Here is a 24503-nt window from a genome sequence, read left to right on the forward strand (position 1 = left end):
CGGCGGTCGGAGGGGTGGTGCCGTCCACGATGCCCGTCGCACGGTGTGCGGACGATCCGTCCGGGCACTCAACCTCCCGCCGTGGGCAGGGGTGGCGCGGGGCGGATTTGGGTGTTGCCACGGATTTACCGCGCGGCCGTGACACGCCAGCCTCGCAGGCGTGCTGGGCAGTGATCACAGAGCGGCGGAGCAGGCGCCGGGCCGGACCTATCGCGCGGAACTGCAGGGCCTGCGTGCGGTGGCCGCACTGCTCGTGGTCGTCTACCACGTGTGGCTGGGCCGCGTCTCCGGCGGTGTCGACGTCTTCTTCCTGATCTCCGGTTTCCTGGTGACGGGTCAGCTCGTGCGCGCCGCCGGGCGCGGGCGGATCGACCTGCGCGCGACGTGGAGCAGGACGGCCAAGAGGCTCCTGCCCGCCGCCGTCGTCGTACTCGGCACGACGCTCGTGGCCGGTGCGCTGCTGCTGCCGGAGAACCGCTGGTCGCAGACCGTGCGCGAGGTGATCGCCTCCGCGCTGTTCCTGGAAAATTGGCAGCTGGCGTCGGATTCGACGGACTACTACGCGCAGCACGAGCACGCGAGCGTCGTCCAGCACTTCTGGTCGCTGTCGATCCAGGGGCAGTTCTACCTGCTGTGGCCCTTGCTCGTCCTGGTGGTCACGCTGCTGCGGGGCTCGCTCGCACGCGTGCTGCTCGCGGTTTTCGCTGTGTCGCTCGGTTTCTCCGTGTGGCTCACGGCCCTCGACCAGCCGCTGGCCTACTTCCACACGGCGACGCGGATCTGGGAGTTCGCCTTCGGTGGGATCCTGGCGCTGGTGGTGTCGCGGATCGAGCTGTCGCGTCCACTGAGGACGGTACTGGGCTGGACCGGGCTGCTGGGGTTGCTGGTCTGCGGACTGGTCCTGGACGTCGGCGCGGCCTTCCCCGGCTACCTGGCGCTGTGGCCGACGGCCTGCGCCGCCGCGGTGATCGTCGCCGGGGCCACCGGCAGCCGGTTCGGCGCGGACCGCCTCCTGTCCGCCGAGCCGTTGCGGTACCTGGGAGATCTCAGCTACTCCCTCTACCTCTGGCACTGGCCGGTGCTGGTCGGGTGGCTCGTGATCAGGGGTCGCAGCGAGGTCGGCCTGCTCGGCGGTCTCGCCATCATCGGCGCGTCGCTGCTGCTCGCGGCGGCCACGCACCACCTCGTCGAGGAACCCGTGCGCAAGTCGCGCTGGAGGGCCCGCACCCTCACCCCGCTGCTGCTCGTCCCGCTGCTCGCGGCGACCGCGTTCCTGCACCCGGCCGGCCCGCGCGAGGTGGCCGCGCAGGTCGCCGCCACGGACTTCGCGGCGATCGAAGGCCAGCACTGCGAGAGGTCACCGCGCAACCAGGACCTGGAGATCTGCCACGGCCCCGCCGACGGCACCCCGGCCAAACGCGTCGTCCTCGTCGGCGACTCGCACGTCCAGCAGTACATCGCCGCGCTGGAGCCGATCGCGCAACGCCGGAACTGGCAGCTGGTCGCGATGCTCAAGGGCGCCTGCCCGTACTCCACGCGGTCGGAGAAGAACCCCGGCGACCAGTCGTGCGTGCGGTGGAACGAGGACGCCACCACCGAGATCCTCGACCTGCGCCCCGACTTCGTGTTCACCCTCGCCACGCGCAACGTCCAGGTAGGACTGACCGAGGTGACGCCGCCGGGCTTCGTCGAGCGCTGGCGCCAGCTCGACGACGCGGGAATCCCGGTCGTGGCGGTGCGCGACAACCCCCGCTACAGCTTCTCGGTGCTCGACTGCGTGCAGGTGCACGGCCCCGCGGCCCGGTGCGGCGCACCGCGTTCCGAACTGCTCTCGCCGGTGCCTCCCTACGCCCACCTCGACGTGCCGGGCAACGTGTCGTTCCTCGACTTCAGCGACGAGCTGTGCACCGAGGACCAGTGCCCGCCGGTGAAGGGCGACCTGCTGGTCAACTTTGACGACAACCACGTGAGCGCGACGTTCATGCGCTCGTTGTCGGAGGTGGTCGAGCAGGCGCTCGACGCCGTCACCGAGGCTCTGGTCGAGTGAACCGACCGACTCAGTTCCCGAGCAGCTTGGCGACGCCGAACTCGAACCGTTCGTCGAAGGACTCCTCGGCGAGGAACGGCAGCGCGCGGCGCAGTGCCGGCCGTTCTCCCACGTCGAGCGTGGCCGACCCGCTCGGCAGCGCCTGCTCCTCCTGCGTCAGGCCGAGAACGAAGTAGATGACGCTCCAGCACGTCCACGCCGCGTCCCTGGCGGAGAGCCCGCCTTCGAGCAGTGAGGCGACAAGCACCTCCGCGGTGTCCAAAGTGGCCGGTTCGGCGGCGTAGGTGCCCGCCACGAGCGCGGCGCCGTCGCGGTGGGCCAGCAACGCCCGCCGGTAGCGGCGGACGACCTCCGCCGCCCGCTCACGCCAGTGCTCCGGCAGGCCGTCGAGGGACACGCCGGCCACGATCGCGTCGGCCATCAGCTCTTCGAGTCGCGCCTTCGTCTTCACGTGCCAGAGCACGGTGTTCATCCGCACGCCGAGCCTCTCCGCGATGGCCCGCATCGACACGGCCTCGGCGCCGCGCTCGTCGAGGATCTCCAGGGCGGTCCGCACCACGTCCGCTTGACTCTTGGTCACTGACCTAGTCTACTCGACGAGATCGTATTGGTCAGTGACCAAGGGGAGTGGAGTCATGTACGACGTCGTCATCGTGGGCGCGGGCCCGACAGGGCTGTGGCTGGCCGGGGAGCTGCGACTGGGAGGTGCTTCGGTCGTGGTCCTGGAGACGCGGCCGGAGCGCGACGAGAACTCGAAGGCGCTGACGATCCACCCGCGCACGCTTGAGGTCCTCGACTGCCGGGGCGTCGTGGAGCCGTTCCTGGCGGAAGGCCTCCGGATCCCGAACGGGCACTTCGGCGGACTACCCGACCGCATGGACTTCTCCGTGCTGGACACGCCGTACCCGTTCACGCTGGCGCTGCCGCAAGCCCGCACCGAGGAACTCCTGCAACACCGCGCCGTGGAGCTGGGCGCCGTGATCAGGCGGGGTTGCCGAGTGATCGGCATGGCTCCGTCAGGCGTCGAACTGGCCGGCGGCGAGGTCGTGGCCGGGCGCTACGTGGTCGGCTGCGACGGCACGCGCAGCACCGTGCGGGAGGCCGCGGGCATCGACTTCCCCGGCACCGACGCCACCACCTGGGGCTGGCTCGGCGACGTGGTCCTGGACTCCCCGCCCGGGCGGGGCTTCGCGAACGTCGCCGGACCTCGCGGCGGCCTGATGGTCGTGCCGCTGCCCGGTGGCGTGCACCGGATCGTGGGCGGTGATCCCGGGGGCGGCCGCCGTGGCGAGCTGACCTTCGACGAGCTGCGCACGACGGTGCGGGCGATCGCGGGCACCGACTACGGCATGCGCGACCCGATGTGGTTGTCGCGCTTCGGCAACGCGACCAGGCAGGCGGCGGTGTACCGGTCCGGCGCCGTGCTCCTGGCGGGCGACGCCGCGCACATGCACTTCCCGACCGGCGGTGTCGGCATGAACGTGGGCATCCAGGACGCGCACAACCTCGGCTGGAAACTCGCCGCCGTCGTGACGGGCCGCGCCGACGACGCGTTGCTCGACACCTACCACGCCGAACGCCACCCGGTCGGCGCCGACCTGCTGCGGCACACCAGGGCCCAGACCGCGCTGATGACGGCCTACTCGCCGGAGGGGCAGGCGCTGCGCGCGGTGGTGAGCGGGCTGATCGCGTCCGCGCCGGACATGTCCCGCGAACTCGCCGAACGGTTGTCGGGGCTGGACGTCGCCTATGCGACAGGCAGGCGGGTGCCGGAGCAGCGGCTGCCGGACGGGGGCACGCTGTTCGCGCGGCTGCGGGGTGGCGGGCACGTGGAGACGGAGGCGGGGTTGGTGCGGCCGGACGGGCACCTGGCCTGAGCTGACCTCCCGAGGGTGCGGCCTGACGGGCACCTTCCTCAGTCGTGCTCCCCGAGCACCTCCAAGATCTCGTCCAACGCCTCCAGCCGAGCGGGACCGAGCCGTTCGAAGATCGACCGCAGCACCGCGTCACCGGACGCCTCGCCGGCCGCGAGCGCGGTCAAGCCCGCCGGGGTGGCGGAGACCACCTTGGCCCGCTTGTCGGCGGCGTCGGCGGACCGCTCCACGAGCCCGTCCCGTTCCATCGCCTCGACGGCCTGGGTGATCGAACGCGCTGCCATCCCCAGCTCGGTGGCCAGCCGCGTCTGCTTGACCGGGCCCAGCCCGGCGAGGACCTGCAGGATCTTCGTCCGCGCGAGCGAGACCCCGCTCGCGGCCATGCGCTCGTCGACCGTCCGGCGGATCCTCGCGGACGTGGTCAGGTAGCGCAGGCCGAGCTCGCCGGCGTCCATGGGCCTCCTTTGTGAGGTACCTCAGTTCTGTGTCATGCTGAGGTACCTCACGATATAGGAGGACCATGACCACCGCCGTCATCACCGGCGCGACGCACGGCCTGGGCAGGCTCGTCGCGCTCGACCTCGCCCGCCGGGGCTTCGACCTGGCCGTCATCGCCCGCGACGCCGCGAAGGTGGACGACCTGCGCGCCGAGATCGGTTCGGGCGTCACGGCGTTCACGGCCGACTTGTCGTCGTTGGAGGACGTGCGCCGTGTGGCCGAGGAGGTCGACGCCCGGTACGACCGGATCGACGTGCTCGTCAACAACGCCGGCATCCACGCCTTCAGCCCTCGGGTCACCCCGGAGGGCATGCCCGAGATGACCGCGGTGAACTACCTCGCGCCGTGGGTGCTGACGAACGCCCTGCGCGACAAGCTGGTCGCCTCGGCGCCGGCCAGGGTCGTCACCGTCGCGTCCGAGGCGGCACGGCAGGTCCGTGAGTTCGACCCGGCGACGGCGCTCACCTCCGCCGCCCACTACGGCCGGACCAAGCTGATGAACGTCATGTTCAGCCAGGAGCTGGCGCGGCGGCTGGAGGGCACCGGGGTCACGGCCAACTGCTGCGACCCCGGTTTCAACACCACGGGCCTCGGCCGCGAGCTGCCGTTCGCCGGACTGCTGGAGAAGGTGCTGCACGCGTTGCGCATCGGCGACCCCGCTCGTGGTGCCTCGATCATCACCCGGCTCGCGACCGATCCGGCCTTCGCGGACGTCACCGGCGGCTACTTCTCCGTGAGGGACGCCGCGCCCCTCCAGTGCCCTGGACCGGGGCGCGGCGACGTGCAGCGCGAGTTGTGGGAGACGACCGAGGAACTGCTCGTCAGCTGAGGTGGTGCACCTCCTGCAACCCGTACACCGGTGTCGGCACCCCCTCGAACCGCGCCTTCAGCTGCAGCGCCAGGAAGAGCGAGTAGTACCGCGACTGGTGCAGGTTGCCGCCGTGGAACCACAACCCCGGCTGCCGGGTCGGCTTCCACATGTTGCGCTGCTCGCCCTCCCACGGACCGGGGTCCTTGGTGGTGCCGGACCCGAGGCCCCAGCACTTGCCGACGCGGTCGGCCATCTCCTGCCCGGCGAGGTCGGCCACCCAGCCGTTCATGGAGCCGTAGCCGGTGGCGTAGACGACGAGGCCGGCCTCCAGTTCGGTGCCGTCGGCGAGCACCACGGCGTTCTTCGTGAGGTGGTCGACCTGGCCGCGGACGAGTTTGATCTTGCCGTCCGCCACCAGTTCCGAGGCGCCCACGTCGATGTAGTAGCCGGAGCCGCGGCGCAGGTACTTGAGGAACAGGCCGGAGTCGTCGTCGCCCCAGTCGAGGTCGAAGCCCGCCTTCTCGAGGCGGTCGTAGAAGTCGGCGTCGCGTTCCCGGATCCGCTGGTACACCGGGATCTGGAACTGCGGCAGGATCCGGTAGGGCAGGGACGCGAAGATCGTGTCGGCCTTGTCGGTCGTGACGCCGGCGGCCACGGCCCGTTCCGAGTAGAGGTCGCCCAGGGCTATGTCCATCAACGAGTCCGAGCGCACGACGTGCGTCGACGAACGCTGGACCATCGTGACGTCGGCACCGTGTTCCCACAGCGCCGCGCAGATGTCGTGAGCGGAGTTGTTGGAGCCGATCACGACGGCCCTGCGTCCGGCGTAGGCCTCCGGGCCGGGGTGCTGCGACGAGTGGTGCTGGTCACCCTCGAAGACCTCCGCGCCGGGGAAGCTCGGCACGTTCGCCTTGCCGGACATGCCCGTCGCGAACACGAGCTGCTTCGGGTGCAAGGTCACGGTTTCACCGTCTCGGTCGACCGTGACCGTCCACTGTGCACCGTCGTAGGTCGCCGACCTGACCTCCGACCGGGTCCAGTACGGCACCTCCATCACGCGGGTGTACATCTCCAGCCAGTCCGCGATCTTGTCCTTGGGTGCGAACACCGGCCAGTTGTCCGGGAACGGCAGGTAGGGGAGGTGGTCGTACCAGACCGGGTCGTGCAGGCAGAGGCTCTTGTACCGCTTGCGCCACGAATCGCCCGGCCGGTCGTTGCGCTCCAGCACCAGCGCGGGCACCCCGAGCTGCCGCAGCCGGGCGCCGAGCGCGATCCCGCCCTGGCCGCCGCCGATGACCACGACGTACGGCTGTCGGGCGTACCCGAGTTCGGCCTGCTCGCGTTCGCGTTCCTCGGCCCACGACAGGCGTTCCTCGACCACGCCGTGCCGTACGCCCTTGGGCCGCGTCGCCTTCTTGCGCTCCTCGAAGCCCTTCAGCTCGTGCAGGCTCGTCAGCAACGTCCACGCGCCCTCGTCGTTCAGGCGCAGGTGCCCGCGGCAACGCCCGGCCGCCGTCTCGAACTCGAGCCACGCCTCCACGACCCCGTCGGCCTCGGTCGGCGTCTCGGTGGTGCGGAAGTTCTCCGGGCCGGTGCCGTCGAGGCACGCGCCGAGCAGGTCCGCGACCCCCTCGCGCCCCTCGACGGTCTTGATGTTCCAGGTGAAGGCGACCAGGTCGCGCCAGTAGCTGTCCGTGGCGAACAGCCCGGCGGCCGCGTCGACGTCCCGTGCCCTGAGCGCGGCCTCGAACTCCCCGAGCCAGGCGTCGACCCTCGCCTGCGCCGTGCGGTCCATGGTCTGCGTCATCGCCGCTCCTCCTCGCTCGTCCTGCCCGCATTCACCTCCTTGCTCCAGGTCGGCGAAACCGTTGCACCGGATTGCACGCCTGGTTCATGCTCGTCCGGTGAGCGTGCCCAGGGCAGTGCCGCCCGGTCAGCACCTGCCCACGTATGCCCGTGAACTCGTGCGCATGCACGACGCGGTCATCGCGGGCAGCCGCTCCGCGCTGCGCCCGCGCGCCCTGGTGTCCCGCTCCTGGAACCGCGTCCTCGGCCTGGGCCTGCGCGCCGACGACGTCAACACCCGCGACTGGCTGGACCCGTCCGAGATCGGCCGCCGCCAGGAGGCCTCACCGCTGCGCGAGGTCGTCCCGGACCTGCGCGCCGTCGTGGGCTCCCTCGCCGACGCCTCCCAGCTGCTCCTGGTCGTGACCGACCCCGAGGGCGTCATCCTGTGGCGCTCCGGCACCCCCGCCGTCCGCCGCCGCGCCGACGCGCTGGGCTTCTTCGAGGGCGCCGACTGGACCGAACGCCGCGTCGGCACCAACGCCATCGGCACGGCGATCGCCGAGGCCGCCCCCGTCGAACTGCTCGCGGGCGAACACTTCGAGCAGGGCCAGCACCCCTGGTACTGCACCGCGACACCGGTGCACGACCCGCGCACCGGCTCGTTGCTCGGGGTGATCGACGTGAGCGGCCCGGCGCTGACCCTGCACCCCGCGATCGGTGCCCTGGTCGAGACCGGTCGCATGCTGGCCGAGTCGCGGCTCTGGCGCTACCACCAGGAGCGGTTGGAGCGGCTGCGGTCCGCGGTCCTGCTCACCGGCCCGTCGCTCGTCGTGGACGACCACGGCTGGGTCGCCGCGTCGCACGGGGTGGCGGTGGGATCACGGGTCGCCGTTCCCGTGGCGGGCCACCCCGTCGCGGTGCCCGGCCTGGGAGCCTGCGTGCCGGAACGCCTCGCGGGCGGCTGGCTGATCCGTCCGTCCTCTGTGGACCGGACGGTGTCGCTGGAACTCGACCTGACCCGCACGCCGCAGGTGCGGCTGTCCGGCGGCGACGCGGACTGGCGCCGCACGGTCACCCGGCGGCACGCGGAGGTCCTGGTGCTGCTGCACCGGGCCGGACGGGCGGGGATGTCCGCGGAGGCGTTGAGCAACGCGCTGTACGGGGACGCGGAGCACGTCGTGACGGTGCGGGCCGAGGTGTCGCGGTTGCGGCGGCTGCTGGGGGCGTTGGTGGAGACGCGGCCCTACCGGTTGTCGGGGGACGTGCGGATGACCGTGCTCGGCTAGCAGGTTCCCTTGGCGGCTCCGGACACCTGTTTCAGACCGAGCAGGGACGCCTTCGAACCGTCCCAGTGGATCCGGCCGGTCCACTCGCGCAGGCAGAAGGACGCGCCCTGGTAGGAGTTCCAGGTGAGCGAGATGTCGCCGCCGGCGATGCTCATGCGGCTCACGACCGAGTGCTCGGCGTCGGTGATGACGTCACCCAGGTCGATCGAGCCGAGGACCTTCGGGCCCGGTCCGTAGAGCACGACGTGGTTGGGCCAGCCGACCCCACCCCGGGAGCAGTCGAAGATCGCTGCCGCGTCCCGCGTGCCGTCACCGGTGAGGTCGCCCAGTTGGATCGTCTCGCTCTGGAGGCTGACGAAGCCGTCGTTCTCCGGGATCCCGGGAAGCTTGCCGCCGACGAGCTTCCCGGCGGGGTGCCGGCACATGCTCGGCACCGGCGCCGACCTCAGGTCGGCCGCGCTGACGGGCCTGCCGGTGCCGTTGAGGGCGATCTTGAACCTGTCCGTGCCCGTCACCGACATCAGCGCGCCCTGCAGCCCGCCGAACACCAGCGCGACTCCGCTCGACAGGACCAGCAGGACGAAGCCCGCCGCGGCGGAAAGCCCACCGCCCAAGGCCTTCGCCACGGGTTCGAGGCACGTCAGCGCCGCCTTGGCGAGCGCGGCCACCGCGTCGGCACCGGGCTTGGCGTCCAGCTTCGCCGCCTCGACGGCGTCCCCGAGGCAGCCGAGCGCGGCGGCGTCGTCCGTCACGGCACCGAGGTCGACGTGGAACAGCGCCATGATCGCCTGCACCGCGAACACGAGGTCCATGACGAGCCACGTGCCGACGTCGACCTGACCTTCGACGGTCGCGGGCAGCGAGGACACCGGGAACGTGTGCTTCAGACCGCTGCCGGGGATCAGCAGACCCTCCGCGTAGGGGCGCTTGGTCGCCAGCGCGTGGTACCCGGCCAGTACCGCGGCCTTGGCGGGATCGATCGCGCCCTGGGGTTCGAGGGTCGCGGACGGGGCGGCGCGGACCCGCCACGGCAGCGGGGAGTTGCTCGTCAGCTCGACGGTCGTCCGCCCGTCCTGGACGGTCACGCACGGCCACACGACGGGCTTCGCGGACGCCGAGTAGTCGCCGTCCATCGTGATCTTCATGCCGGACGGGTCGGTGGCGGGCGCTCCGGCGCACTCGGGGCGGGCGGAGGTGATCCCCAGCGCCTTGCCGACGACCTCGTCGACCACCCTGCCCGCCGCGCGGAGGTCGAGGAAGGCCGGCCAGAAGGAGCTGAGGTGGTCCGCCGTGGCGGTGATCGTGTTCCTGCCGGCGTCGAACGAGGCGGGCACCAGGCGCGCACCGGACCCGTCCGACGGCGTGGTGACGAGGACCGCGTGCCGGCCTTCCGGCGGCGTGCCGGTGACCGGGAACTCCAGCTCCAACGGCTTCTCGGGCTGCCGGCCGCCCAGCGAGATCTCGATGCCGGTACCGGTGTTCGCGGTGATCGTCGAACTCAGGCCCGGCGCGGCGGCGGTGGTCGCGTGGGCGGTGAGGGTCGTGCCCTCCGGCGCGATGCCGGCCGGGCCGTGGATGCGCACACCGCCGACCGTGAGGTCGACGCCGTCCCTGCCGACCGCTGCCGAGTTCGTGTCGGACGAACCCGAGGCGAACCACCCCTGCCTGATCGCGACCACGGCGGTGGTGGCGCAGGCGAGCACCACCGCCAGCGCGATCCAGGCGGTCGTCCGGCGGCGGGACTTCGGTGTGCGGGGCGGCGTCACCCCTGCTTCATAGGACGGGCCGGTCGCGCCGTTACTCCGTTGAGCCGATCGGGTGGCCGGCTGCGATGGGCCACCGCGTGGGCCGACTCGGGTCGTGCGCGGACAGTTGGTGTTGCGTTCGTGGAAAGGGTCGCGGCGCCCCGCGCTCGGACGGCGCCGCGACCCCCGATCAGCGGATCAGGAGTGCGGGCACGTGTCCCGGTACTCCTCGATCAGGGTGCTGCGCCCCGGCGCCGGGCAGAGGAACTGCTCGTACCGGGTGTCGTTGTCGATGAACCGCTTGAGCCACGAGATGCTGTACTTCGCGATCGTCGTGTTGTTCGAGTTCGGCGCGAAGTGGTTGGCGTTGTTCAGCTCCAGGTACGCCTTGTCCAGGGTGGACGGCAGCGAGGTGTAGAACGGCTCGGAGTGCGAGGCGACCGGGGCGATGGAGTCGTCCTCGGCGCCCACGACCAGGGTGGGGACGCGGACCGAGGACCAGTTCTTCGTGGTGTGCCAGCCGGTGAGCGGGATCGCCGCCTGCAGGGCCGGGCGCTGGCTCGCGGCGCGCAGGGTGCCGCCGCCGCCCATCGAGTGGCCCATCACGCCGAGGCGCGACGAGTCGATCCTCGAGCGGACGCTGCTCTGGCCGGTGAGGTAGTCGAGCGCGGCCAGCAACTGGGACGCGCGGCTGTCGGGCTGGTCGTAGATCGTGTTCGTGTCGATCGTGAAGACCACGAAGCCCTGGGACGCGAGGCGCGGGCCGAGCCACGAGATGCTCGACTGCGTGCCCGTGTAGCCGGGGGAGATGGCGACGGCGCCGAACGTGCCGGCGGAGGTGCTCGTCGGGTAGTAGATCGTGCCGCCGCCGAAGCCGCCGACCAGTGACGACACCGAGGTCTCCGACACGGCGAACGAGCCGCGCAGTGCCTCGATGCTCGAGTTGGTGGGGGCGGGGCCGCGTTCGTAGGGGTTGTCGGCGGCCTGGGCGACTGTGCCGCCCAGGAGCGTCAGGGTCAGTGCGACGGGGAGCAGGGTTCGGAGTTGCACGGCGTTGTACACCTCATTCGGCAGGGGGAACGGGGGGACGACCTCGACCCTGCAACCCCGGTCACCGGGTGCGCATCGGTGCAACCACCGGTCTCGGTGAACAGCTTCGACCGAAAAACTAACGGTGGTAGGTGAATTTGTCCGCTCCCTCTTCCGGTGGAGCGGTTTCCGCCGTAAGACTGGGCCGATGTTGCGTGGCCGGGAGCCGCAACGCGTCGCCGTGGACGCGTTGGTGGACCGTGCGCGCGTTGGGCGCGGCGGAGTGCTCGTGCTGCGCGGAGAAGCCGGCTCGGGCAAGACGTCGTTGCTCAACGCCGTGAGAGGCACTTACGACGCGTTGTTGTGCGTAGAGGTGGCCGAAGTCGACGACGACCTGGTCGCGCTCGCTCGAGAAGTCGTCGATACACGGGCCGTGCTGCTCATCGCCACCGAAGGGGAGCCACGCGGGCTGCCGAGCGTCACGCTCGACCCGCTGGACGCCGAGACGAGCGTCCGGGTGCTGCACGACCTGAGGCCCGGCCTGCCCTCCACCCTCGCCGCGGACCTGGCCGACCTCGCCTGCGGCAACCCGCTGGCGCTGGTCGAGCTGGCGGGATCGCTCACGTCCGCGCAACTCGGCGGCATCGCGCCGGCACCGGACGTGCTGCCGGAGAACAGCTCGCTGCGCCGGCGGTGGCGGGCCCGGTTCGAGTCGTTGTCGCCGCAGGCGAAGCACGTCGTGGCGTTGGCCGCGGTCGACGAGGAGGTCGACGCCGAGACGCTCGACCTGGACGCGGTGACCGAGGCCGGGCCGTTGTTCGACCGGCGCAGGCTCGTCCGGTCCGCCCTCCAGTTCGACGTGCCGCTCCCGCAGCGGCGACGGGCCCACGCCGAGCTCGCGGAGACCCTGCCGCCGGGCAGCCGCCGCACCTGGCACCAGGCGGTCCTGACCCGCGACGCCGGACTCGCGGACGTCCTCACCGCCCACGCCGAGCACGCCCGCCGGTGCGGCGACTTCGCGACGGCCGCCCGCGACCACGACCGCGCGGCCACCCTCACGACCGATCCCGAGCAGAAGGCGCACCACCTGCTCAGAGCCGCCGCCGACCACTGGGCGCACGGCGCGCCGCACCGGTCGCGGGCCGTTCTGCGCACGGCCACGAAGATGACCGCCACCCCGGAGCTCAGGGCGCTGATGGACCTCGTCGTCGGCGGCATCGACCTCGGCGAGAGCCTCCCGGACGTGGCCGCGGACCGGCTGATCCGCGCGGCGAAGGGCCTGGTCGGCACCCGGCGCGAGCTCGCCGTGGCCGCGCTGGGGTTCGCGGGCGAGGCGGCCAGCATCGCCGGGGACCACCGCCGCTACACCGCCGTCGCCGAGTTCGCGAGGGAGATCCGCGCGCACGACGAGCCGGCCGCGACCCGGCTCACGCTCGACCACCTCGTCGGGATGCTGGCGACGTTCGACGGTAGGCACGACGAGGCGTTGCCCGCGCTGCGCTCGGTGGTCGGCCTCGCCGACCAGGTACCGGGGCCGCAGGCGCGGATCTGGGGGAGCCAGGCCGCCTACGTGCTGGGGGACGCCACCCGGTCGTTCGAGATGGCGACCAGCGCGGTGACGGCGGCGCGGGAGAGCGGCTTCACCGCGCTCGTGCCGTGGGCGCTGGTGTACCGGGCGCTGTCGGCGTTGCTGCTGGACCAGCACGCGGCGGCGCTGACGGCGGCGACCGAGGGCGTGCACGCGGCGACGGCGATCGGCCAGCACAACGCCGTCGTCGACCACCTGACGATCCTCGCGCTGCTCGCGGCGCTGAGGGGCGACTCGGCGACGGCGCTCGACCGCATCGACACCGCGACGGAGCAGATCACCCAGCGCGGGCTCACCCGGCCCGGCACGTTCGGCGCGTGGGCCTTCGCGTGCGTCGACCTCGCCCGCGACCGGCCCGCCGACGCGCTGGAACGGCTCCGGCTGAACCCCGGGCACGCGGGCATCAAGGTGATGGCGGCGCCGCACGTCGTGGAGGCCGCCGTCGCCTGCGGCAGACCGTCCACGGGGGACAGGGCGCTGGAGCCGTACGAGAGGTGGGCCGGGTCGACGGGGAGCACCGCGCGCCTGGCGTTGTCCCACCGCTGCCACGGCCTGCTCGAGAGCGGCACGGCCGACGAGCACTTCGAGGAGGCGATCCGGCTGCACCGGGCCAGCGGCACGGCGCTGGAACTCGCCAAGACCGAGCTGCTGTACGGGAACCGGCTGCGGCGCGGGCGCAAGCCCAAGGCGGCGCGCGAACACCTGCGCGACGCCGTGCACATCTTCCAGTCCTACCAAGCAGACCACTGGGTCGACCGCGCCCGCGCCGAGCTGCGCGCGGCCGGGGACTCCACCGGCGAACCGAAGGACCACCCGAGCCTGACGCCGCAGCAGGCGCAGATCGCGCGGCTGGTCGCCGAGGGCGCCACGAACCGCGAGGTCGCCGCGCGGTTGTTCCTGAGCCACCGCACCGTCGAGCACCACCTGCGCAACATCTTCGCGCGGCTCGGCGTGCGGTCGAGGGTCGAGCTCACCAGGAGACTCGACGACAGCGTCTGACCTACGGCAGAGGATGGAAGCTTGCGCGAGAAGTACCGGCACTGGCAGCGGATTCCGACCCGATGGGCGGACAACGACGTCTACGGCCACGTGAACAACGTCGTCCACTACGCGTTCATGGACACCGTGATCAACACGTGGCTGATCGGCGCCGGGCTCGACATCCAGGCCGGGCAGGAGATCGGGCTGTGCGTGGAGTCGCACTGCAACTACCGCGCCTCGGTCTCGTTCCCGGAGTCGCTCGACGCGGGCCTGCGCGTCGGGCACCTCGGCCGGTCGAGCGTGCGCTACGAGGTCGGGTTCTTCTTCGACGGACGCGAGGACGTCGTGGCGGAGGGCCACTTCGTGCACGTGTTCGTGGACCGCGGGACCCGCAAGCCGGTGGAGATCCCCGCGACCCTGCGCACGGCGATGGAAGGACTGGTGGTGGCGTGAAGACCCGAGGCGCGGTGCTGACGGCCGTCGGCGGGCCGCTCGAGGTCGTCGACCTCGAACTCGACCCGCCGGGACCCGGTGAGCTGCTGGTGCGCGTGCACGCCACCGGTCTGTGCCACTCCGACCTGTCCGTGATCGACGGCTCGCGCATCCGGCCGTTGCCCATGGTGCTCGGCCACGAGGCGGCGGGCGAGGTCGTGGAGGCCGGTCCGAACGCCGAGTTCGCGCCAGGCGATCGCGTCGTGCTGTCGTTCGTGCCCGCGTGCGGTGCCTGCCGCCGCTGTGCGTCGGGCCGGCAGGCGTTGTGCGAGCCGGGTGCCGCGGCCAATCGAGACGGAACCCTGCTGAGCGGTGCCCGCCGATGGGCCCTTCCGGACGGCACGCGCCCGCACCACCACCTCGGCGTGTCGGGGTTCGCCGAGTACACGGTGATCTCCGACCGGTCCGCCACGAAGGTGCCGGACGACCTCCCCCTCGACATCGCCGCGCTGTTCGGCTGCGCGGTGCTGACCGGTGCCGGCGCGGCGTTCTACAGCGCCGACGTGAAGCCGGGTGAGAAGGTCGCGGTGTTCGGGCTCGGCGGTGTCGGCCTGGCCGCCGTGCTCGCCGCCGTGACGGCGGGCGCCACCCAGGTCGTCGCGGTCGACGTGGTCGAGCACAAGCGCGCGCTGGCCCTCACCCTCGGCGCGACGCACGAGGCGGCGGGCGGCCCGGAGGTCGTCGCGCAGGTCAGGGACCTGACCGGCGGTGGCGCGGACAAGGTCATCGACACCACGGGCGTGGCGGCCGTGCTCGAACAGGCCTACGCCGCGACGGCCGTCGGCGGCACCACGGTCACCGTCGGCCTGCCGCACCCCGACCGGACCGTCAGCCTGCCCGCGCTGAACCTGGTGGCCGAGGAACGCACGCTCAAGGGCAGCTACCTCGGCTCGTGCGTGCCGCGCCGGGACGTGCCGCGGTTCGTCGACCTGTACCGCGCGGGACGGCTGCCGGTCGACGGGTTGCTGTCCGGGCGGCTGGGGCTCGGCGAGATCAACGACGGGTTCGCGAAGCTCGCGTCCGGGGAGGCCGTACGCCAGGTCGTCGTGATGCGGTGATGCCCGTTTTCGCCCATTCGGTCAATTGTCGGGCAGGACAACTCCGGTAACAGGTGTTGACCACCGCTGCTTTCCTGCTGCACGGTGAGAGCGCTCTCATGTTCGTCGCTTCTCGCAACGGGGCGGAAGCGATCCCTGCACGGACAAGGAGAAGAGCATGCGCTTCACCGTGCCCAGAATCGTGCCCGCGCTGGCGCTCGTGCTGGTCGGGACGACGTTCACCGTTCCGGCCCAGGCGTCGGAGAAGGAGATGTCACCCGGCCTGCTCACCGCGATGAGCTCGGCGTTCGGGCTGACCGAATCCCAGGCGCGGCTGCGCCTGGACAAGGAGAACCGCGCGTCGCAGCTCGCGCCGCGCGCCGAAGGCGAGGCCGGTGCCGCACTGGCCGGCAGCTGGTTCGACGAGGCGACCAACCGCCTGGTCGTGGCCGTCACCGACCAGGCCGCCGCCCGCAAGGTCGAGGCCACCGGCGCCGACGCGGTCATCGTCGGCCGCTCGGCGAACTCCATGGCGGCCCACAAGAACCGCCTCGACGCGCTGTCCGCGACCGGCTCCGTGCCGGCCGCGGTGGCGGGCTGGCGCCCCGACCCCCGCACCGGGACCGTCGTGGTGAACGTCGAGGCGGGCAAGCAGACCGCTGAAGTGGCGTCGTTCCTCGACAAGGCGCGCCAGTACGGTGCCATCACCGTGAACACCGAGGGCGTGCGGCAGCCGCAGACCTTCGCGGCCGGCACCGTCGGCGGCGACCCGTACTACACCGGCAACGTCCGCTGCTCCATCGGCTTCTCGGTGCACGGCGGCTACGTCACCGCGGGCCACTGCGGTGGCGGCGGCGCGGCCGTCTACGGCTGGGACCGTTCGTTCCAGGGCAACTTCGCCGGTTCCTCGTTCCCCGGCAACGACTACGCGTGGGTGCGCACCGGCGGCGGCTGGTGGACCGTGCCGGTCGTGCTCGGTTGGGGCACCGTGCCGGACGCGCTGGTCCGCGGCTCGTGGGAGGCGCCCGTGGGCACCTCCGTGTGCCGCTCCGGCTCGACGACGCGCTGGCACTGCGGCGTGATCCAGGGCCGCAACGAGACCGTGAACTACGCGCAGGGCGCCGTCTACCAGATGGTCGGCACCTCGGTCTGCGCCGAGGGCGGCGACTCCGGTGGCTCGTTCATCACCGGTGACCAGGCCCAGGGCGTCACGTCCGGCGGGTACGGCAACTGCTCGAGCGGTGGCCGCACCTGGTTCCAGCCGATCAACGAGATCCTGAACGTGTACGGCCTGAGGCTGCACACGGCCTGATGAGGAACTCCCGGCTGTCCACCGCTTCGCGCGGTGGACAGCCGGTGATCCATTAACGGGCGTTCACGTGCAACGCGAGCGCGGTTCCGGCGCCGAGCGTTGTGGTGAACCGGCCCTGCGCGTCGATCGTCACGCGCACGCAGCCGTTCTCCTGCACGTTGCAGTAACTCCCGGCCGGCAGCGCGGTCTGGAACGTGCGGGTCACCGCGAACGTCTCGCGGTTGATCGCGACGAAGCCCTTGGTGCCGCGGCCGAACGCGATCAGGTCGTACCCGTTGTCCTGCCAGTTGTTCACGTCCGTGCCCGCCACGGTGTTGCGGAACTGCACCATGTTCGCGATCTGCGTCCAGGCGTGCTGGCACTTCCAGCCGCTGTAGCAGACGTTGTTGCCGGGCGGACCGGCGTCCTTGTCGCTGAACTCGTAGCCCGAGTACACCTGCGGCGCACCGTAGTTCCACGCCAGCATGAAGACGTTCGCGAGCGTGTACGTCGAACCGTCCTTGTAGGTCAACGTGGACCCGTTGCGCTCGGTGTCCCAGTTGTCCACGAACGGCCGCGCCTGGCCGCTGGGCAGGAAGCCCCACGACTGCCCGAAGGTCTTCAGGTAGGCCAGGTTCTCGTTCTGGAAGATCCGCTTGACGTCGTAGGCGTAGCGGAACTCGTCCACGTCGCCCGAGCCCGTGTACTCGCCGGGCTGCACGGCCTCACCCGCGCCGTAGATGACCTCGTGCACCCAGAAGATGTTGGGGTTGCTCAGCTTCCCCTTGATCGCGGCGAGGTCGGCCGCCGCCATGTGCTTGGCCGCGTCGACGCGGAACCCGTCGACCCCCATCGAGATCAACCGGTTCAGGTACGCGGCGATGGTCGAACGCACGTAGTCGCTGCCCGTGTTCAGATCGGACAGGTTGACCAGCTCGCAGTTCTGGACGTTGTAGCGGTCCTGGTAGTTGCTGATGGCCGACCGGCACGAGTGGAAGTCCCAGTCGCTGTAGTAGCCGGGGTAGTTGTACTTGGAGTAGTTCGTGCCGCCGGTGCCCGTGCCCGACCCGGCGCTCATGTGGTTGATCACCGCGTCCGCGATGACCTTCACGCCCGCGTTGTGGCAGGTGGTGACCATGTTCCGGAAGGCGTTCTCGTCGCCGAGCCGCCCGGCGATCCGGTAGCTCACGGGCTGGTAGCTGGTCCACCACTGCGGACCCTGGATGTGCTCGGTGGCGGGGGAGACCTCGACGTAACCGTAGCCCTTGGGCCCCAGCACGTTCGTGCACTCCGAAGCCACGCGGGCGAACGGCCATTGGAACAATGTGACGGTGACGTCCTTGGCGCCCGGTGGCGCCGCAAGACTTTGCACCGGTGTGGACAGTCCGACGATCAGCAGCAGCGCGAGGAAGACGCGCGAAGCCGAGGAAACCACGTTGTCTCCTTGTTTGCAGGGTTCACCCATGGTGGTAGCACCCGCGGACACACCGGGCAAAGCGTTGCAAGAACTTTCTGGCGCAATTCGGCCTAGTGCGCGTGCCGGGCCCGGAAGTACGCCCACGCGACGAGCGCGCCCGCCATCGCCGTGAGAGTCAGCCCGCCGACCGTGACCGCCCGCTCGAACTGCGCCGTCTGCCCGGCGCTCCAGCCGGGCTGCGCGATTCCGCCCGCGAACAGCACGGCGAGCACGGTCCCGCTGACCGCGACCCCCGCCGCCGACGTGACCTGCGACGCCGTGTCGACCAGCGCGGCGCCGATCGACGTCCGGTTCTCCGGCAGACCTTTGAGGACGTTGACACCCGCGACGGCGCCGACCACGCGGATGCCGATCGCGACCAGGACCAGGGCCGTCGCGACGGACAGGTAGCCGAGGCGCCCGAACAGCGCGTACGCGGCGAGCCCGGCCACGACGGCGAGGGCGCCGAGCCACACGCCGCGGTTCAGGCCGGCCCACTCGACGAACCGGGTGACCACCGGACCGGCCGCGATCAGCACCACGACCTGCGGCAGCATCCCGGCGGCGGCGAGCGCGGGGGACCAGCCCCAGTCGAGCTGGAGCTGAAGCGTCACGAGGTACGTGAGACCGGCCGCCGCCAGTCCGGTCGCGGCCTTGTAGGCGAGGCCCGCGGAAACCAGTGGATGCGCGACGAGCTTGAGGTCGAGCAACGGATGCTTGGCCGTGCGCGCACGAACGACGTACGCCACCGCGGCGACGACAGTCAGCACGGCGGCGGCCCACGCCAGTCCGGAACCCTCGACGAAGAGCGTCGGCACGACGAGGGCCAGCACGATCGTCACGGTGCCGAGCACGCCGCCGAGGTAGTCCGCGGGGCCGCGGTGCAGGTCGGTGTCCGGCCCGACGCCGCGACCGATGCCGGCGAACGCGAGCACCGCAATCGGCACGTTGACCAGCAGCAACGCCTGCCAGGGCGCGACGGCCAGCAGGAAGCCGCCCAGCGGAGGACCGACCGCGAGGCCGACCAGGCCGACGGTGGAGATGAGCGTCATCGCGCGGACGCGCAGGTCGTCGGCCTGGAACAGGCGGAACGCCAGCGCGATCGACCCCGGCGTGGTCATGGCGGCGGCAACGCCCATCACCGACCGCACGGCGATCAGCCCGCCCACGGATGTCACGAACAGCGTCGCGAGGCTCGCGACACCGAGCAGCGCGAGCCCGGCGAGCATCACGCGGCGCCGTCCGAAGCGGTCCGCCACGGCCCCGAACACCAGCATCAGGCCGCCGAACACGACCGCGTAGGAGTTCGACACCCACTGCAGGGCGGTCGTCGAGGCGTGCAGGTCGCGGCCGATGGTGGGCAGCGCGACGTTCAGGATCGAGTTGTCGAGCATCTCGAACAGGAACACCGCGGACAGGCCGGCGAGGGCGATCCACGCCTCGCGCAGCGATCGCGGTGAAGGTACGGCGTGAACTGTCACGAACACTGTTCTACTCGCGAACACTGTTCGGGTCAATTGATAAGGTGGGGACATGAACAGGAAGGCCTCGTCCCGCGAGGAGTGGGCGACCCGGATCGCGTCGCTCGACCAGCAGACCCCGGCGCGCAAGGAACCGATCACGGTCGGGCGCATCCTCGCCACGGCGCTGGCACTGGTCGAGGCGGAGGGGTTCGACGCGCTGACCATGCGCCGCGTCGCCGCCGCCCTGCAGACCGGCCCCGCCTCGCTCTACGCGCACGTGCGCAACAAGGCCGAGCTCGACGACCTGCTGATCGGCGCGCTGAGCAAGAACGTGATCGCGCCGAAGCCCGACGCCGCCCGCTGGCGGGAGCAGGTCCTCGACGTGTGCGGGCAGCTGCGCGACCAGTTCCTGCGCTACCCGGGAATCGCGCGGGCGGCGTTGTCCGCGCCGCCCACGAACCTCGACACCCTCCGGATCACCGAGGGCCTGCTGGCGATCTTCCTGGCCGGCGGCGTGTCACCGCGGGCGGCGGCGTGGGCGATCGACGCCGTGCTGCTGTACGTGAGCGCGTACACGGTCGAGTCGTCGTTGCGCGGTGAGCTGGATCGGGGAGAGGTGCTGGAGCGGCTGCGGATGCTGCCGGCGAGCCACTTCCCGTGCATCTCCGCGCACGTGGACGAGCTGAACTCCGGTGAGGGGCACGAGCGGTTCGAGTTCGCGATCCGGTCGATGCTGGTCAGCGCCGGCTGACGACCAGGTAGCGCTCGTCCGTGATCGGCCGTCCCCACAGGTCCTCGTCCGTGAGAGGGGTGACCTCGGCCTCGGCGCGCACCCCGAGGACGAGCCTCCGGGTCTCGTCGGCGGTCAGCCCGGCTCCGGTCGACCACCGGCCCTCGACCAGCAGGAGGACACCGCCGGGCTGCAACACCGACACCCACCTCCCGAGCGCCGCGGCCGGGTCCGGCAACGCCCACAACAGGTGCCGCGCCAGCACCACGTCGAACGAGCCCCGCGGGTGGGCGGCGTCGCCGACGGCGAAGCCGATCGACAGGCCTGCCGCCGACGCCTTCGCCCGCGCAAGCTCGACCATCTCCTCGGACAGGTCCACGCCCTGCACCTCGTGACCCGCCTCGGCGAGCAGGACCGACAGGCTGCCGGTACCGCACCCCAGGTCCACCACGGACGAGCCGGCGGGCACCAGCGGCAGGAGCAGGCGCGCCCAGGCATCGCGCACCCGCGGGTCGCGCAACCCGTGGTCCGGCTCGTCGTCGAACGTTGCCGCGTGCCGGTCCCAGAACTCTCGCGTTGTCACGCTCGCAGTGTGGCTCAAGATCACCGGTAGCCCAGGTCTCGCGGAGCATGAAACGGTTTTGAGTCGATTTCCGGGGGTATCGCTGTCTTGTCACCCAGCAGCCAGGAGGAGAGTCGTATGCCCCGGACCACCTGCTCGATGGCGGCCACGTCCGCATCGCCGGCCACGCTCGCAAGTCCCACCGGGCCGGTGGGGGAGGTGGCGCGGTCGTGAAGGCGCTGACCTGGCAGGGCAACGAGAAGGTCGAGGTCGTCGACGTGCCGGACCCCCGGATCGAGGAGCCCACCGACGCGATCATCAGGGTGACCTCGACCGCGATCTGCGGATCCGACCTCCACCTGTACGGGGTGCTCGGGCCCTACCTGAAGCCGGGGGACGTGCTCGGCCACGAGGCGATGGGCGTCGTCGAGGAGGTCGGCTCCGGTGCGAGCGGTCACCTGAAGGTGGGCGACCGGGTGGTGGTGCCGTTCAACATCTCGTGCGGTCACTGCTGGATGTGCGAGCGCGAGCTGTTCGCGCAGTGCGAGACGACGCAGGTGCGCGGCGAGGGCAAGGGCGCGAGCCTGTTCGGCTACACCTCGCTCTACGGCTCGGTTCCCGGCGGTCAAGCGGAGTACCTGCGCGTACCGCAGGCGCAGTTCGGGCCGATCGTGGTCCCGGACGGCACGCCCGACGAGCAGTTCCTGTTCCTGTCGGACATCCTGCCGACGGCGTGGCAGGCAGTGCGCTACGCCGACGTCCCGCCCGGCGGCACCGTCGCCGTGCTCGGGCTCGGCCCGGTCGGGCAGTTCGCCGTCCGGATCGCCCGATGGCTCGGCGCCGGCCGCGTCATCGGCGTGGACAGGGTGCCTGAACGCCTCGCGCTGGCAGAGCGCCACGGGGCTGAACCCGTCAACCTCGACGACTTCGACGGCTCCGACGACGTGGCGGCGGCGTTGATCGACATGGTCGACGGACGTGGACCGGACGCCACCATCGACGCCGTCGGGATGGAGGCGCACGGTGGAGGTCTGGTCGCCACGGCGCAGAAAGCCGCCGGGCTGCTGCCCGACCGCCTCGCCCGGAAGGTGATCGACAAAGTCGCGCTGGACCGCCTCGACGCCCTGCACACCGCTCTCAAGGGTGTGCGCCGCGGCGGCACGGTGTCGGTGTCCGGTGTGTACGGCGGCGAGCAGGATCCGATGCCGATGATGGAGATGTTCGACCGCGGGATCCAGTTGCGGATGGGGCAGGCCCACGTGCGCCGGTGGACCGACGAGATCCTGCCGCTGGTGCTGGATCCGGCTGATCCGCTCGGCACGCTGGACCTGACCACGCACCGCATCCCGCTCGCCGAGGCCGCGCGGGGTTACGACCTGTTCCGCGCCAAGAGCGACGGCTGCGTCAAGGTCGTGCTGAGCCCATGACCGGCCGCGTGGTGCTCGTGGTGGGAGCGAGCAGCGGGATCGGGTTGGCCGCCGCGGTGGCGTTCTGCTCCCGCGGTGATGCCGTGGTCCTGGTCTCCCGCAGCGGTGAGGCGCTCGACGCCGCGGAGAAGGCTTGCCGGGAGGGGGGAATCGCCGGGGTGGACGTCATCGTCGACGACATCGGCGATCCCGGCGGCGCCGGTCGAATCGTCGGTCAAACCCTTGAGCGCCACGGGCGGATCGACGTCGTCGTGCACAGTGCGACGACGATGGGTTATGGCAGCGTGGAAGCAATGCCACCGGATGTGTTCACCTCCGTTGTGGACACCGCGATCCACGGAACGCTGCACCTCGCACAGGCGGTCCTGCCGGTTCTGCGCCGCCAGCGCGCCGGTGTGTTCATCGGCGTGAACTCGCTGCTCGGCTCGATCACCGTGCCGCAGATGGGCGCCTACTCCACCGCGAAATGGGGACAGCGCGCCGTGCTGCGCACTCTGCAGCAGGAAACGCGCGACGAGCCAGAGGTGCACGTGTGCATCGTGAGTCCCGGCAGCGTCAACACGCCGGTGTACTACCAGGCCGCCAACTACACCGGTCACGCGGCGCGGCCGCCGGTCCCGGTCCTGAGTTCCGAACGGGTCGCCGCCGCGATCGTCCGGCTGGCCGACCGTCCACGGCGGAACGTCTCCGTGCGGGTCGGTCCGGGAAATCCGCTCGTCATCGCGGGATTCCGGATCCTGCCCGGCCTGTACGACCTGCTCGTCGGGCCCCTTTTCCGCATCGCGGCGCTGACGAGGAGGACCGTCGCACCCACGCGGGGAAACGTGTTCGAGCCGAACCCGGCCGGAGAAGGGGCGCACGGGCGGTGGCCCGTCGACCAGTGAGGACGTGCGCGACGGAGGAGGCCGGCGTCACCGGGACCGACGACGGCCCCGCCTGCGCATGACGGCGACCGGCGCGATGGCCGACCTGTACCCGGACCCGGCACCGGCTGCGGCGCGGCGCCCGCGACCGTCTGGTCCGATCGAGTCGGCAGTGGACCGCGCAACTGCTCCGAACAACCCCCTGGGTGATCTGTATGTATCGATCACTCTACGCTGAGTGGCGCAGCGACACCCAAGGGTGAGGACCTGAAATGCCTCGAATCGAACCTTTCCCCGTCCGCGTTCCGGAGCAGGACCTGACCGATCTGCGCCTCCGGCTCGCGGAGGCCAACCAGGAGATAGCCGCGTGGTTCCACGCCGACGGCCTCGGCCGCGACGAGCTGCGCAGTGGCCTCGCCGCGGGCCTGGCCCGGTGGAAGATCGACGGCCGCTGGCTGCGCGAGGCGTTCATCACGCCCGACCCCGGCCCCGAGGTCATGCACGTCCGCGCGCGGCTGGTCGACGAGGGCTGCACGATGTTCAGCGAGCGCATCCAGCGCGACGCCAGGGCCGGCAAGACGGTGGGCGGTCCGCCCGACCTGATCGCCAAGATGGTCGTCCACCTGCGCAACGTCACCTTCGCCGACGCCTACGCCAACCCCGGCTCGTACGACGACGACGAACTTCTCGACACCCTCACCGACGCCGTCCTGCGCCTGCTCTACGGCGCGAACCCCGACGATGTCGTCCGCTGAGGCGACGGTGCGTGGAACTGGCCAGGGGGCCGCGCCTCGCCGGTGAGGGCACGCCCGTGCCCGACGGATCGGTGGAACCGGCTCGCATCAACGCCGATCGGGCTTTCCCCGCGTTCATCGGCCACGTGCTCGCCGAAGCGGGCCGCGGCGAGGCTGCGGGTGGACGTGCCGGCACACGGTGGTCCGAGTCCGGAGTTGACGCAGGTGCTGGAGTGAGCGCAACCGCGCAGCGGGCGTGATCCCGTGGCTGGGCGGGGCAGAACGAAGGGCTTCGGTGCTCCTCGGCCACGCGTGCCGGGGACCGGCCACCAGCTGCTCCTCGATGACGGCCCTGCGCTGCCGGATTTTTCCGATGATTCGCGGATTTCTGAATTCGAAGACAAATCCGCGTCGACGCGATCCGCAGTGCGGGAGAGGCCGGAGTGCTTTGGATGAGCCGGTGGATTCGCATTCTACCGGATCGAGGATCTGATGGCCGAAATGAGACGTCGGCTTTGCCTCATGGTGCAGGAAGGTCTGCATCGAAGCTACGATGATCGTTGCGGTGCAGCCTTGTTCCCGGCTCGCACCGGCGTCGACGGGGCTGGCAGTGGTCGCCTGGTGAATGGAGGCGAGATCCTTCGCGGACGCCGATCTGTTCGCATTGCACCCGTTTGCGGCATCGAGATCCTGGTTGTCAAGCGCATCGCCACTAGTACGGAGATTCACCGTTGCCGCATTCCGAGTCAGTGCAGCTGCGTTTCCACATTCTCGGACTTCTCGAGTGCCGGACTGAGTCGG

The 24503-nt window shown here is 71.1% G+C and carries 20 protein-coding genes; 12 read left to right on the plus strand and 8 right to left on the minus strand.

What is annotated here, in order from left to right; genetic code table 11:
- Positions 1 to 160: 160 nt before the first annotated feature.
- On the plus strand, positions 161 to 2047 hold the full coding sequence (locus ND450_RS04440) for an acyltransferase family protein (RefSeq protein ID WP_253324870.1): 1887 nt from the start codon (positions 161 to 163) through the stop codon (positions 2045 to 2047).
- A 10-nt stretch (positions 2048 to 2057) separates the two neighbouring features.
- On the opposite strand, the gene ND450_RS04445 is transcribed toward ND450_RS04440, so the two are convergent.
- The gene (locus tag ND450_RS04445; protein ID WP_253324871.1) at positions 2058 to 2627 is read right to left on the minus strand and encodes a TetR/AcrR family transcriptional regulator C-terminal domain-containing protein; all 570 of its coding nucleotides are present in this window, start codon (positions 2625 to 2627) and stop codon (positions 2058 to 2060) included.
- Between the two features lie 55 nt (positions 2628 to 2682).
- On the opposite strand from ND450_RS04445, the gene ND450_RS04450 reads away from it, so the two are divergent.
- Positions 2683 to 3924 carry an FAD-dependent monooxygenase gene (locus ND450_RS04450; RefSeq protein WP_253324872.1) on the plus strand — a complete coding sequence of 414 codons (1242 nt, stop codon included), beginning with the start codon at positions 2683 to 2685 and terminating at the stop codon, positions 3922 to 3924.
- Positions 3925 to 3962: 38 nt separating this feature from the next.
- On the opposite strand, the gene ND450_RS04455 is transcribed toward ND450_RS04450, so the two are convergent.
- Positions 3963 to 4376 carry a MarR family winged helix-turn-helix transcriptional regulator gene (locus tag ND450_RS04455; protein ID WP_253324873.1) on the minus strand — a complete coding sequence of 138 codons (414 nt, stop codon included), beginning with the start codon at positions 4374 to 4376 and terminating at the stop codon, positions 3963 to 3965.
- A 65-nt stretch (positions 4377 to 4441) separates the two neighbouring features.
- Here ND450_RS04455 and ND450_RS04460 point away from each other — a divergent pair, with 65 nt between their 5' ends.
- Positions 4442 to 5248 carry an SDR family NAD(P)-dependent oxidoreductase gene (locus tag ND450_RS04460; protein ID WP_253324874.1) on the plus strand — a complete coding sequence of 269 codons (807 nt, stop codon included), beginning with the start codon at positions 4442 to 4444 and terminating at the stop codon, positions 5246 to 5248.
- Here ND450_RS04460 and ND450_RS04465 read toward each other — a convergent pair.
- Positions 5241 to 7037 (minus strand): NAD(P)/FAD-dependent oxidoreductase, encoded by a 1797-nt coding sequence (locus tag ND450_RS04465; RefSeq protein ID WP_253324875.1) that lies wholly within the window; start codon positions 7035 to 7037, stop codon positions 5241 to 5243. The genes ND450_RS04460 and ND450_RS04465 overlap by 8 nt on opposite strands.
- A gap of 97 nt (positions 7038 to 7134) precedes the next feature.
- Here ND450_RS04465 and ND450_RS04470 point away from each other — a divergent pair, with 97 nt between their 5' ends.
- The gene (locus ND450_RS04470) at positions 7135 to 8304 is read left to right on the plus strand and encodes a transcriptional regulator (RefSeq protein WP_253324876.1); all 1170 of its coding nucleotides are present in this window, start codon (positions 7135 to 7137) and stop codon (positions 8302 to 8304) included.
- On the opposite strand, the gene ND450_RS04475 is transcribed toward ND450_RS04470, so the two are convergent.
- Together ND450_RS04475 and ND450_RS04480 are read right to left on the minus strand one after the other, a co-directional pair.
- A complete protein-coding gene (locus tag ND450_RS04475; protein WP_253324877.1) occupies positions 8301 to 10070 on the minus strand; it encodes a hypothetical protein in 1770 nt (589 codons plus the stop codon). The two genes, ND450_RS04470 and ND450_RS04475, sit on opposite strands and share 4 nt — an antisense overlap.
- A 177-nt stretch (positions 10071 to 10247) precedes the next feature.
- Positions 10248 to 11099 (minus strand): dienelactone hydrolase family protein, encoded by an 852-nt coding sequence (locus ND450_RS04480; RefSeq protein ID WP_371927653.1) that lies wholly within the window; start codon positions 11097 to 11099, stop codon positions 10248 to 10250.
- Between the two features lie 187 nt (positions 11100 to 11286).
- Between ND450_RS04480 and ND450_RS04485 the strand changes: the two genes are divergently transcribed.
- The 4 genes from ND450_RS04485 (at position 11287) to ND450_RS04500 (ending at position 16488) form a co-directional block, all read left to right on the plus strand.
- Positions 11287 to 13665 carry a LuxR family transcriptional regulator gene (locus ND450_RS04485; RefSeq protein WP_253324878.1) on the plus strand — a complete coding sequence of 793 codons (2379 nt, stop codon included), beginning with the start codon at positions 11287 to 11289 and terminating at the stop codon, positions 13663 to 13665.
- Positions 13666 to 13686: 21 nt separating this feature from the next.
- Positions 13687 to 14100: a thioesterase family protein gene (locus ND450_RS04490; protein WP_253324879.1), complete on the plus strand. Its 414-nt coding sequence runs from the start codon at positions 13687 to 13689 to the stop codon at positions 14098 to 14100.
- A complete protein-coding gene (locus tag ND450_RS04495) occupies positions 14097 to 15197 on the plus strand; it encodes a zinc-binding dehydrogenase (RefSeq protein WP_253324880.1) in 1101 nt (366 codons plus the stop codon). Before ND450_RS04490 ends, ND450_RS04495 begins: the two co-directional genes overlap by 4 nt.
- Positions 15198 to 15354: 157 nt before the next feature.
- Positions 15355 to 16488: a S1 family peptidase gene (locus ND450_RS04500; RefSeq protein WP_371927655.1), complete on the plus strand. Its 1134-nt coding sequence runs from the start codon at positions 15355 to 15357 to the stop codon at positions 16486 to 16488.
- A gap of 52 nt (positions 16489 to 16540) precedes the next feature.
- Here the strand turns inward: ND450_RS04500 and ND450_RS04505 are convergent, their stop codons facing one another.
- Complete coding sequence (locus ND450_RS04505; RefSeq protein ID WP_253324881.1) at positions 16541 to 17902, minus strand: alpha-amylase family protein; 1362 nt, start codon at positions 17900 to 17902, stop codon at positions 16541 to 16543.
- 92 nt (positions 17903 to 17994) lie between these two features.
- Positions 17995 to 19404, minus strand: coding sequence for an MFS transporter (locus ND450_RS04510; RefSeq protein WP_253324882.1), 1410 nt, complete (start codon positions 19402 to 19404; stop codon positions 17995 to 17997).
- Positions 19405 to 19456: 52 nt separating this feature from the next.
- Here ND450_RS04510 and ND450_RS04515 point away from each other — a divergent pair, with 52 nt between their 5' ends.
- Positions 19457 to 20137: a TetR/AcrR family transcriptional regulator gene (locus ND450_RS04515; RefSeq protein WP_253324883.1), complete on the plus strand. Its 681-nt coding sequence runs from the start codon at positions 19457 to 19459 to the stop codon at positions 20135 to 20137.
- Here ND450_RS04515 and ND450_RS04520 read toward each other — a convergent pair.
- On the minus strand, positions 20124 to 20699 hold the full coding sequence (locus tag ND450_RS04520; protein ID WP_253324884.1) for a class I SAM-dependent methyltransferase: 576 nt from the start codon (positions 20697 to 20699) through the stop codon (positions 20124 to 20126). The genes ND450_RS04515 and ND450_RS04520 overlap by 14 nt on opposite strands.
- A gap of 209 nt (positions 20700 to 20908) precedes the next feature.
- Here ND450_RS04520 and ND450_RS04525 point away from each other — a divergent pair, with 209 nt between their 5' ends.
- From ND450_RS04525 to ND450_RS04535, 3 genes are all read left to right on the plus strand, one after another.
- The gene (locus ND450_RS04525) at positions 20909 to 22105 is read left to right on the plus strand and encodes a zinc-dependent alcohol dehydrogenase (protein ID WP_253324885.1); all 1197 of its coding nucleotides are present in this window, start codon (positions 20909 to 20911) and stop codon (positions 22103 to 22105) included.
- On the plus strand, positions 22102 to 22989 hold the full coding sequence (locus tag ND450_RS04530; RefSeq protein WP_253324886.1) for an SDR family oxidoreductase: 888 nt from the start codon (positions 22102 to 22104) through the stop codon (positions 22987 to 22989). Before ND450_RS04525 ends, ND450_RS04530 begins: the two co-directional genes overlap by 4 nt.
- Before the next feature lie 251 nt (positions 22990 to 23240).
- Complete coding sequence (locus ND450_RS04535; protein ID WP_253324887.1) at positions 23241 to 23723, plus strand: hypothetical protein; 483 nt, start codon at positions 23241 to 23243, stop codon at positions 23721 to 23723.
- The last annotated feature ends 780 nt before the right edge of the window (positions 23724 to 24503 follow it).

This window comes from Lentzea sp. HUAS12, from assembly GCF_024125735.1.
In the GTDB taxonomy this organism is placed as follows: domain Bacteria; phylum Actinomycetota; class Actinomycetes; order Mycobacteriales; family Pseudonocardiaceae; genus Lentzea; species Lentzea albida.

Excerpts from the sequence above, each read along its gene's own strand:
- ND450_RS04500 (WP_371927655.1), top strand. The coding sequence starts at position 15,355 with ATGCGCTTCACCGTGCCCAGAATCGTGCCCGCGCTGGCGCTCGTGCTG.
- ND450_RS04535 (WP_253324887.1), top strand. The coding sequence starts at position 23,241 with ATGCCTCGAATCGAACCTTTCCCCGTCCGCGTTCCGGAGCAGGACCTG.
- ND450_RS04485 (WP_253324878.1), top strand. The coding sequence starts at position 11,287 with ATGTTGCGTGGCCGGGAGCCGCAACGCGTCGCCGTGGACGCGTTGGTG.
- ND450_RS04460 (WP_253324874.1), top strand. The coding sequence starts at position 4,442 with ATGACCACCGCCGTCATCACCGGCGCGACGCACGGCCTGGGCAGGCTC.
- ND450_RS04530 (WP_253324886.1), top strand. The coding sequence starts at position 22,102 with ATGACCGGCCGCGTGGTGCTCGTGGTGGGAGCGAGCAGCGGGATCGGG.
- ND450_RS04455 (WP_253324873.1), bottom strand. The coding sequence starts at position 4,376 with ATGGACGCCGGCGAGCTCGGCCTGCGCTACCTGACCACGTCCGCGAGG.
- ND450_RS04515 (WP_253324883.1), top strand. The coding sequence starts at position 19,457 with ATGAACAGGAAGGCCTCGTCCCGCGAGGAGTGGGCGACCCGGATCGCG.
- ND450_RS04465 (WP_253324875.1), bottom strand. The coding sequence starts at position 7,037 with ATGACGCAGACCATGGACCGCACGGCGCAGGCGAGGGTCGACGCCTGG.
- ND450_RS04450 (WP_253324872.1), top strand. The coding sequence starts at position 2,683 with ATGTACGACGTCGTCATCGTGGGCGCGGGCCCGACAGGGCTGTGGCTG.